Origin of the sequence: Bacillus sp. JJ1521 (assembly GCF_036965165.1) — a bacterium.
Taxonomy (GTDB): domain Bacteria; phylum Bacillota; class Bacilli; order Bacillales; family Bacillaceae_L; genus Ferdinandcohnia.
Map to the genome: position 1 here is coordinate 1 of NZ_JBALOX010000102.1, position 8,547 is coordinate 8,547.

Annotated in this window: 13 protein-coding genes; 8 read left to right on the top strand and 5 right to left on the bottom strand. The window is 37.1% G+C overall.

Translation table 11 applies throughout. The features are described from left to right. Window positions 1-144: 144 nt before the first annotated feature. Window positions 145-849, top strand: a complete 705-nt coding sequence (locus V7147_RS14890; protein ID WP_335368626.1) for a Crp/Fnr family transcriptional regulator — start codon at window positions 145-147, stop codon at window positions 847-849. A gap of 50 nt (window positions 850-899) precedes the next feature. Here V7147_RS14890 and V7147_RS14895 read toward each other — a convergent pair whose 3' ends face one another. From V7147_RS14895 to V7147_RS14910, 4 genes are all read right to left on the bottom strand, one after another. After that, window positions 900-2,024, bottom strand: coding sequence for a TIGR04053 family radical SAM/SPASM domain-containing protein (locus tag V7147_RS14895; protein ID WP_335368627.1), 1,125 nt, complete (start codon window positions 2,022-2,024; stop codon window positions 900-902). A 392-nt stretch (window positions 2,025-2,416) separates the two neighbouring features. Further along, the gene (locus V7147_RS14900) at window positions 2,417-2,710 is read right to left on the bottom strand and encodes a DUF5316 domain-containing protein (RefSeq protein ID WP_335368628.1); all 294 of its coding nucleotides are present in this window, start codon (window positions 2,708-2,710) and stop codon (window positions 2,417-2,419) included. Window positions 2,711-2,861: 151 nt separating this feature from the next. Continuing rightward, complete coding sequence (locus tag V7147_RS14905) at window positions 2,862-3,488, bottom strand: molybdenum cofactor guanylyltransferase (protein WP_335368629.1); 627 nt, start codon at window positions 3,486-3,488, stop codon at window positions 2,862-2,864. Between the two features lie 142 nt (window positions 3,489-3,630). Next, window positions 3,631-3,861: a DUF2249 domain-containing protein gene (locus V7147_RS14910; protein WP_335368630.1), complete on the bottom strand. Its 231-nt coding sequence runs from the start codon at window positions 3,859-3,861 to the stop codon at window positions 3,631-3,633. 201 nt (window positions 3,862-4,062) lie between these two features. Between V7147_RS14910 and V7147_RS14915 the strand changes: the two genes are divergently transcribed. From V7147_RS14915 to V7147_RS14945, 7 genes are all read left to right on the top strand, one after another. After that, window positions 4,063-4,203 (top strand): hypothetical protein, encoded by a 141-nt coding sequence (locus V7147_RS14915; RefSeq protein WP_335368631.1) that lies wholly within the window; start codon window positions 4,063-4,065, stop codon window positions 4,201-4,203. Window positions 4,204-4,356: 153 nt separating this feature from the next. Beyond that, a complete protein-coding gene (locus tag V7147_RS14920) occupies window positions 4,357-5,046 on the top strand; it encodes a Crp/Fnr family transcriptional regulator (RefSeq protein WP_335368632.1) in 690 nt (229 codons plus the stop codon). Between the two features lie 121 nt (window positions 5,047-5,167). Further along, on the top strand, window positions 5,168-5,428 hold the full coding sequence (locus V7147_RS14925) for a DUF2249 domain-containing protein (protein ID WP_335368633.1): 261 nt from the start codon (window positions 5,168-5,170) through the stop codon (window positions 5,426-5,428). Next, the gene (locus V7147_RS14930; protein ID WP_335368634.1) at window positions 5,415-5,621 is read left to right on the top strand and encodes a DUF2249 domain-containing protein; all 207 of its coding nucleotides are present in this window, start codon (window positions 5,415-5,417) and stop codon (window positions 5,619-5,621) included. The genes V7147_RS14925 and V7147_RS14930 overlap by 14 nt, the downstream gene beginning before the upstream one ends. Before the next feature lie 14 nt (window positions 5,622-5,635). Next, a complete protein-coding gene (locus V7147_RS14935) occupies window positions 5,636-6,877 on the top strand; it encodes a hypothetical protein (protein WP_335368635.1) in 1,242 nt (413 codons plus the stop codon). Between the two features lie 14 nt (window positions 6,878-6,891). Next, window positions 6,892-7,191, top strand: coding sequence for a metal-sulfur cluster assembly factor (locus tag V7147_RS14940; protein ID WP_335368636.1), 300 nt, complete (start codon window positions 6,892-6,894; stop codon window positions 7,189-7,191). 202 nt (window positions 7,192-7,393) lie between these two features. Further along, window positions 7,394-7,702, top strand: a complete 309-nt coding sequence (locus tag V7147_RS14945; RefSeq protein ID WP_335368637.1) for a metal-sulfur cluster assembly factor — start codon at window positions 7,394-7,396, stop codon at window positions 7,700-7,702. 45 nt (window positions 7,703-7,747) lie between these two features. Here V7147_RS14945 and V7147_RS14950 read toward each other — a convergent pair whose 3' ends face one another. Beyond that, a complete protein-coding gene (locus tag V7147_RS14950) occupies window positions 7,748-8,515 on the bottom strand; it encodes a prolyl oligopeptidase family serine peptidase (RefSeq protein WP_335368670.1) in 768 nt (255 codons plus the stop codon). Between the last annotated feature and the right edge of the window lie 32 nt (window positions 8,516-8,547).

The following is an 8,547-nucleotide window of genomic DNA, read 5'->3' on the forward strand; positions in this document are numbered from 1 at the left end:
TCCACAGGATTTGGTGACTTCGACGTTTGACACAGGACGTGTCAGCTCTTAGTCGAAGTTCCGCTATCGATGCTTCATATTCACCGCACTTTTTGAACTTCCTTTTAACCAAGTATAGCATTCCTGCTTAGGAAGGTGGTACCTATGAGTCAGTTATCAATACAAAATAAAACTATTTCAAATGAATTAACAGAGCTTTTGCAATCAGCTAATCAACTCATCAAAATGGAAAAGGGAACCTATTTATTTCGGGAAGGAATGAAGGCATCTGAGCTTTATCTCATTCTTTCAGGACGTGTAAGGGTTAGCAAAGGAACGTCCGATGGCAGTGAATTATCCCTTCGTATTTGTAGTCAAAATGAAATTGTTGGAGAGTTAACATTATTCACAGATCAGCCGAAGTATTTATTTGATTGTCTGATTTTAGAAGATAGCGAAATTGCTGTGATTCAAAAGGATGATTTGGAACGAAAACTATTTGAAAATACAAATCTTGCATTTGAATTTATGAAATGGATGAGTGATCATTTCCGAAAAACACAAACAAAGTTTAGAGATCTTGTTCTATTAGGTAAAAAAGGAGCCTTGTATTCAACCTTAGTTCGAATGACCAATAGTTATGGGGTTCATAAGAAAAATGGTATCCTAATAGACTTACATTTAACAAATCAGGAGCTTGCCAATTTTTGTGCTACTACAAGGGAAAGTGTAAATCGAATGCTGCATGAATTACGTGCTTTAGGTGTAATTTCCGTTTATCGAGGCTTTATTACCATTCACGACTTAGCCTATATAAAAAACGAAATTCAGTGTGAGGAATGTCCAGCCAAGTATTGTAGTATAGAATAATGGTAACAAAATACAAAGACCCATGGGATGATCCCTTGGGTCTTTCTATATCAGTTAAGTGTTTTATCTTTTTTACGGAGGGCTTCCGGGATATATACACAGAATGGTTCACTTTCCATGTAATCTCCAGTCATCGCATAAGCACGAGAACGTGATCCACCACATACATGTCGGAATTCACATACTCCACATTTCCCTTTAAATTTGTCTGGATTGCGTAAGTCTTTAAATATCGGTGATTCACGATAAATTTTAGCTAAAGGAGTCTCACGCACATTTCCAGCTATTACAGGTAACAATCCACTTGGATACACATCTCCAATATGAGAAATAAAGACAAATCCGCTACCATCGTTTACGCCTTGTGGAGCCCTTCCTAGACCATCAATTTTACCCGTTTTACCCTTCATAAGAGCATCTTCATAGCGAATATGTTTTTCTGTATCCTTTGTTTCGCGCAGTTTTGATTGGATGACAACGCGACGATAATGCTGTGCAGCGGTTGTTTTAATATCAAATTTTACACGTTTGCTTAAATCATATAACCATCGGAACACTTTTTCATGCTCGACTGGAGAAATCATGTCTGTTTCTTTACCGCGACCAGTAGGCACAAGGAAAAAGACGCTCCATAATACACAATCAAGATCCTCTACTAATTTTGCCATTTCATTTAAGGCATGAACATTATATCTTGAAATTACTGTGTTAATCTGAACTGGAATCTCAAGTTCATGTAAATACTTAATAGCCCTCATCGTTAAATCAAATGAACCTTTTGTTCCACGGAAATGGTCATGAATCTCCGCGGTCGGACCATCTAAACTAAACGCCCAACGAGCTAAACCAACTTCCTTAGCTTTTTGAATTGCTTCCTTCGTAACATTTGGTGTTGCACTTGGTGTCATTGAAACACGTACGCCTTTTTTAATTGCATAATCAGCAATATCATAAACATCGGGGCGCATTAATGGGTCCCCACCTGTGAACACGAGCATTGGATTGTTCATCTCATATATTTGGTCGATTAGCTTTTTCCCCTCTTCAAAGGAAAGTTCTCGAGGGTCTCTCGTATATTGTGCTTCTGCACGGCAATGTAAACATTTTAATTGGCAAGCCCTAGTAAGCTCCCAAATGACAATAAATGGGTCTTCGTTATAGTCTCTTTCAAACATGAGGCAAACCTCCTTTGTTAATGTCCACATTTTAACACTATAAAAAAGTGAATTATGTGAGTTACATCACAGATCAAGGAGGTGTTTGAAAAAGTTCACAAATAAGGAAAAGCTCAAGTGCCCGAGAAGAACATCGACTAACAACTACCACGTCCTGTGGCAAACGTCGATGTCAGCACTTCCTCGAAAATGCCAAGCATTTTCTTCGTGCGATGATTATGCTGTCGAAGCTTTCCTTGTCCTGTGCAAGTCCGACAAGCATAAGAAAAAGCCGGCGAGAAGTATGCCTTTTATCCTTCTTGACGGATTGGCTAGACCAGAGAGGGGCTAAGTGCTGAAACTAGAAATCAATTATATGAAAAGTTAATTGAAGAAATATTATTTGAAGAAACTCAAATGTAATTGAGGGTTAACACTACAGCCACAAGTAGGTTTGGTGCCCCCAAGAGGAAAAATAAATAGGAATATCGGATTCTTTTTTTTCGGTCTTTGTTTCTTTCGGTATAGTAGTTCGCTCTTGCACGATCTCCATTTATAAAGGAATCGGACATGATTCCAGCAAGCAGGAAGCAAATAATCCCAAGTGTCCCTGAAATAACTGAAAATGTTTCAAATTGATGAGTAGACAAACCAATGAATAATAGAAGTCCAGAGGTTAATATACCTAAAACTAAGCCTACCCTCAAACACAATCCCTCCTTTTCAAAATATCTGCTATAGATATTTTATCATACTTTTCAGAAAATTATGAGTGTGCTGCGTGAATTTTACAACAAAAGCAAATGGAGGCCGGCACAATGTGAGTCACAAAGACATTGCCACTCAGACGTGGCGTTTTTAGTCTTTGTTCCTTGTATCAGTCATTGGTTTTTGTTGAATTTTTTCATATTCTGTTTGGTTGTTGATGTTTTCGAATTCCAAGCCTTGTAACTGAAGGTCTTGATTTGTTACGTATTTGACGTGGCAAGAGTCTAGCAAATGGCTCATTTTTAAATGTTGACCTTTAAGCAATTGTTCTATTTTCTTTGCAACCCTAAAATGGTAAACAGCGATTAAGGGCTGCTGTCTACCATTGATTACCGGAACGACAGCATCGATACTAGGGTCAGTTGTAAAAGTGATTAGTTGCTTAACGAGAACATCCGTCACAAAAGGAGTGTCACAAGGTAAAACAACATACCAATCCGAAACTTCTTTTTGCATAACAGTGAACATGCCTGCAAGTGGTCCATTCCCTTTAAATTTGGGTAAATCCTGAATAACTTCCACTGACGTTTGGCTCTGAAATTGACCGACTAATGCGGGATGGCTTACAATAAGAAGATTGCCCACATTCCCTTCCATTGCCTCTATTGCGTATTCATAAAAGTATTTTTGATATAGTTTGGCAAATGCTTTATGACTTCCGAATCTCCTTGATTCTCCACCAGCTAAAAGTATACCTGTGATTTTTGTTTTATTCATTTGTAACTTCCTTTTACTTTTTCTTCATAGTAGCACGATTGGAACAGTCTTCCAAACGAAACTTTTTCAACCATAAAAAAGGTGCAGGCAAATTCGTAAATTAACTTTGCATACACCTTGAGAGAGATATCGAAATCCCTGATTATTTTTTACCGATTGCAACGCGCCAAACATCCGGGCCTTGTTCAAGGTATTCCCAAGAAAATTCTTCACCGCGTTCCATCATGAATTGGTATTGGAGTGGTCGTGGATCATGGTCATTTGTAAGCTCCATGATTTCACCTGATTGTAAACTATCAAATGCTCTAAAAATGGTAGGGTGCTTATCCTTAGGTGCAAAATCTGGTGCATTTACTTTCGCTGCAAATACCATATTAACATTCCTCCTTTTGTTTTATGAGTCCATTGTATCGAGTCTAATCCAATATTGTAGTGAAACTTATCACGATGAACGTATGTTTTTTATCATATGTCTAGAAAAATATGCGATAATGAAAGTGAATTTCGAAATGCCACGTAAGCATCTTGTCATACCTCATGATTGTGGAATCTAAAGTAATTACGGGGTGAAAAGATGAAAGATTTAGTAGGTACATGTAAGGAATGTGGGAAAGACATTTATTGTTTAGACGGATTTATTAATGGTATTGTTTTAGATGATAAAAAAGGGTTACTTTGCTTTAATTGTGCGGAGGAAAAAGACGATAAAAACTAGGAGTATATTCTCCTAGTTTTTTTGTGTCCATTTTTTGAACATTGTTTTTGATTTCAATACCTATGATATAAATCACAGTTTTAATATCGTGGATTGCTACACTTAAGAAGGAGTTGCCTTTGGTACAGTTAATTTGAACAAGGAGTGAGACCGATGGGAATATCATCCATTCGTGAACAATTGAAAGGAGTTCCATTGTTTCGGGAATTAACCCCGGAAGAACTAGATCCAATTGTTGAAATTTCACAGTCACGATTATATAAACAAAAAATGTTTATTTTCATGCAAGACGATCCACTTGATCGTGTTTTTTTCATTCAATCTGGAAAGGTGAAAATTTATAAGTCTGACATGCACGGGAAGGAACAGATTGTGTCCGTACTCGAAGCAGGAGAAATGTTTCCGCATGCTGGATTTTTTAGAAAAGGTGGATATCCTGCACATGCCGAAGTGATTGAGGACTCGAATATTATTTTAACCCCCATTGATAGATTTGAAGAAATATTATTAAAGAATCCTGAGCTTTGTATTAAAATTTTTAAAGTTTTAGGTGAAAAAATCATCGACCTTCAAAAACGACTGGAGGAACAAATTCTTTTAAATACACAAGAACAAATCATTATGCTGTTACTTCGTTTATGCAGAAGTAACGGAGAAAAGATTGGCAATCGCTTCAAGCTAACTACTCAATTCACTAATCGCGAGCTTGCCAACATGATTGGTACAACACGCGAATCAGTAAGCAGGACGGTTTCAGTATTGAAAAAGAAACAGATTGTAGAAATGACCCCTGATGGATATTACCTATTAGATCACATGAAGTTACATGATGAGATATTTTAGACCAACAGAAAGTGGCGTTCTTTGTCTTTGATCTTTCGGTATTTGTGATTCACGTCACATCATTTCTCATTGAAAATGATTATCATTAGGTTATAAACGTTAATCAAGGGGGATATCAAAAATGAGTCCATTAGAATCAAAAGTTGTTGAAGTAGATGTAAGGGAAGATCTAAAAAATAAAATCGAGCCTTTTCAAAAGATTATGGAAGCAGTAAAGCCTTTGCAGGATGGAGATATTTTCATTTTACACGCACCATTTAAACCGACTCCTTTATTTCCAATTTTAAAAGCAAAAGGTTTTTCAAATGAAGCCGAGCAAATTGATAAAAGACATTGGAAGGTCACTTTTACTAAACGAGGTGACACTAATGAAATTAGATAATCGAGGTCTTGAGCCTCCTACACCAATGATGAGGACATTGAAAGCTCTCGAGAAATTAAATAAAGGCGACACGTTAACCATTATCAATGATCGGCGACCAATGTTCTTATATGAACAGTTAGATGAGCTTGGCTACAAACATACAACAGAATCTCACCCTGATGGCGGCTTTCAAATTGAAATTACGAAATAAGGAGCTGCTTGCAAATGATGCCTCAATTATCAAATGAAACTGATATAAGGCTGCCGCTCTCTTTTATTATCTTTAGTGTTATTGCCTTAATCGCATCTCAAGTCATCCTATTATTCAATGGGCATATGGTGATAGACGGGATTTTTCGAACCCCTGCCCTCCTTTCATCTGCCCATTTATTGATACTTGGATGGGCCCTAATGGTTGCAATGGGAGCTATGTACCAACTTGTGCCGGTAGCCTTTTTAACTCCGATTTGGAGTGAAAAATTTGGGTTTGTTCAATTTTGGATAACAGCAATCGGTTTTGGTGGTTTTGGAATAACTCTTTCTTTCTCGCCTAGTATTTCTATTTTTACGGGTTCACTTTCGGTTATTGGGATCTTACTGTTTCTTGTACAAATGTTTATGACGATGAAAAAACAGGCGAAGAAAAATATTCTTACCGTATTTGTAGGAAGTGCTCTAATTTGCCTACTGCTTACGATTACACTTGGAATTCTATTAATCGTCAATCTAGGGGTTGGAATAGTAAATCTAGATCATCTTGCTGTTTTGAAAAGTCATATTTTGCTTGGAGTTGCTGGATGGTTTACATTCTTAATTTTCGGATTTTCTTATAAAATGGTCCCGATGTTTTCTTTAGCACACGGCTTTTCAATGAAGCTAGCGAGATGGGTCTATATCGTATACGTAATTGGTTTTATTATTACAATTAGCAGCTTTACAGCTGAGAAATACCTATTATTACAAGCAGGTATGAGCTTACTGTTCTCAGGCTTCGCTCTTTTTTCTTACCACATTTCAACTATCATCAAGGTAAGATTAAAGAAAAAACTTGATAAACCATTTATCTTTTCATTAATTGCGATTGGTTTTGGCTTAGTGAATCATTTTTTCGGAATGATTCTTTCATTTCTTCCAGTGTATTATTATTTTTACGGTATGCTTATTTTTCTTTACCTCTTTTTGTGGATTGTTAGCAGTATTCTTGGCTATTTATATAAAATTATTCCATTTCTTTGGTGGACACACAGGTATAGCAAGCTTATTGGAAAAAGCGATGTACCGACATTAAAGCAAATGATCGATGAAAAAATAGCCATTCCGATTTTTTCAGGCTTTGTTGCAGGAAGTCTTATTGTAATTTTATCCATAGCTTCCGGGCAATTACTTATCTTTTCAATTGGCCAAAGCTTAATTGTCACTTCAACCGTTTTTTTCGGCTACACCATTATAAAGGTACTTTTTAAATAAAGGGGAGAATGATAATGGAATTAAAAGATAAAATCATTGATCAGTTAAAACAAGTGATTGACCCTGAACTGAATATTAATGTTGTTGATTTGGGACTCATATATAAAATTGATATAAAAGAAAATAATAATGTGTATATTGAAATGACACTAACTACACCTGGCTGTCCTCTTCATGATAGTATTACAAGTGGCGTGAAGCATGCAGTTGCTTACATTGAAGAGGTAAATGATGTCGAGGTATTAATGGTATGGCATCCTGCCTGGTCTCCTGAGCGCATGTCTGAAGAAGCAATGATGCAATTACGTGGTTAAGTCATTGAATTTCACTTTTTTCGTGTGTTTCGTTATACTTAAGAAAAGCGCAAGGCGCCCGCTTATCGGCGACAAGCATAAGACGAGCGCTGACAGAAGGTGCCTTTTACCTTCCGAAGCGATTGGCTTATAACCTCGAGCCGATGGCGCCTGGAGCTAGACACCTTTTAATTAAGCTATTTCTCGAAAGGAGAGTTATCAAATGGATGAAGCTTTAAAGGAAAATATAATGGGTGCACTTGAGCAAGTAGTTGACCCTGAGTTAGGGATTGATATTGTAAACTTAGGACTAGTTTATGATGTGGATATGAATGATGAAGGAGTGGCTCAAGTTTCAATGACATTAACATCAATGGGCTGCCCGCTAGCAGGTACAATTGCCATGGATGTAAAACGTGTTCTTACCGAATTACCTGAGGTAAAAGACGTAGATGTTAACATCGTTTGGAGTCCACCTTGGAACAAAGATATGATGAGCCGTTACGCTAAAATAGCTCTTGGGATAAGATAAGTTTAATTAGAAGAGAACGTGTCGATTGTGACACGTTCTTCGCTTTTATAGATGCTTTTTAAACCATTCGACTGATGCAAGCAGACCTTCTCTCGTTACTTTGTGATCAGCACGTGTATCTGCAATAAAGGATAGGTTTTCCCCTTTGCCTTTATAAAGCGGCTTAATTTCACGATAAAATCCATACGTGTATTTAAATGGTACCATTTTGTCTTTTTCACCATGCCAGAAAAACAATGGTCTTCCGTCTAATTTTTCTGGTTGTATGCTTAAATCATATTTCCTTAATTCTGCATATTTTTCTTCCAATTCAGAATCTGAGAAAGGTAGTTCAATATCATGCACTTTCAGCTCTTCAATTTGTCCACGGCAGAATTCCTCATAATAAGGGCTCCCCATAAGACTTACCGCAGTCTTAATCCATGGATACTGGGTCAATGCACCAAGCGTAACTATTCCTCCCATTGAAGTTCCCGCAACACCAATTCTAGTTTCATCTGCCAAACCTTTTCCGACTAATTCGTCCTTAATACTTTGAAGCTCTTTGATTTCATGGACGACTATATCCCAGAATTTAAAATTCATTTCAAGATCTTCAAGACCCTTATCTCTTTCTCCATGATAATCTGCTTCAGGTAATACTACACGGTATCCTTCCTCAGCATAAAGATAGGCATAGTGTAAATTATGTTCCTTGGCACTGCCAAATCCGTGAATGAACAGGATTAACGGGGCAGCTTCGTCTTTCAACTGGTCTTTTACAATATGTAATGCCGGAATGTCTGCAATCCTCTTCTTTTCAACAATAACCATCTTTTTGTACTCCTTTAAAATCAAATGCGCCT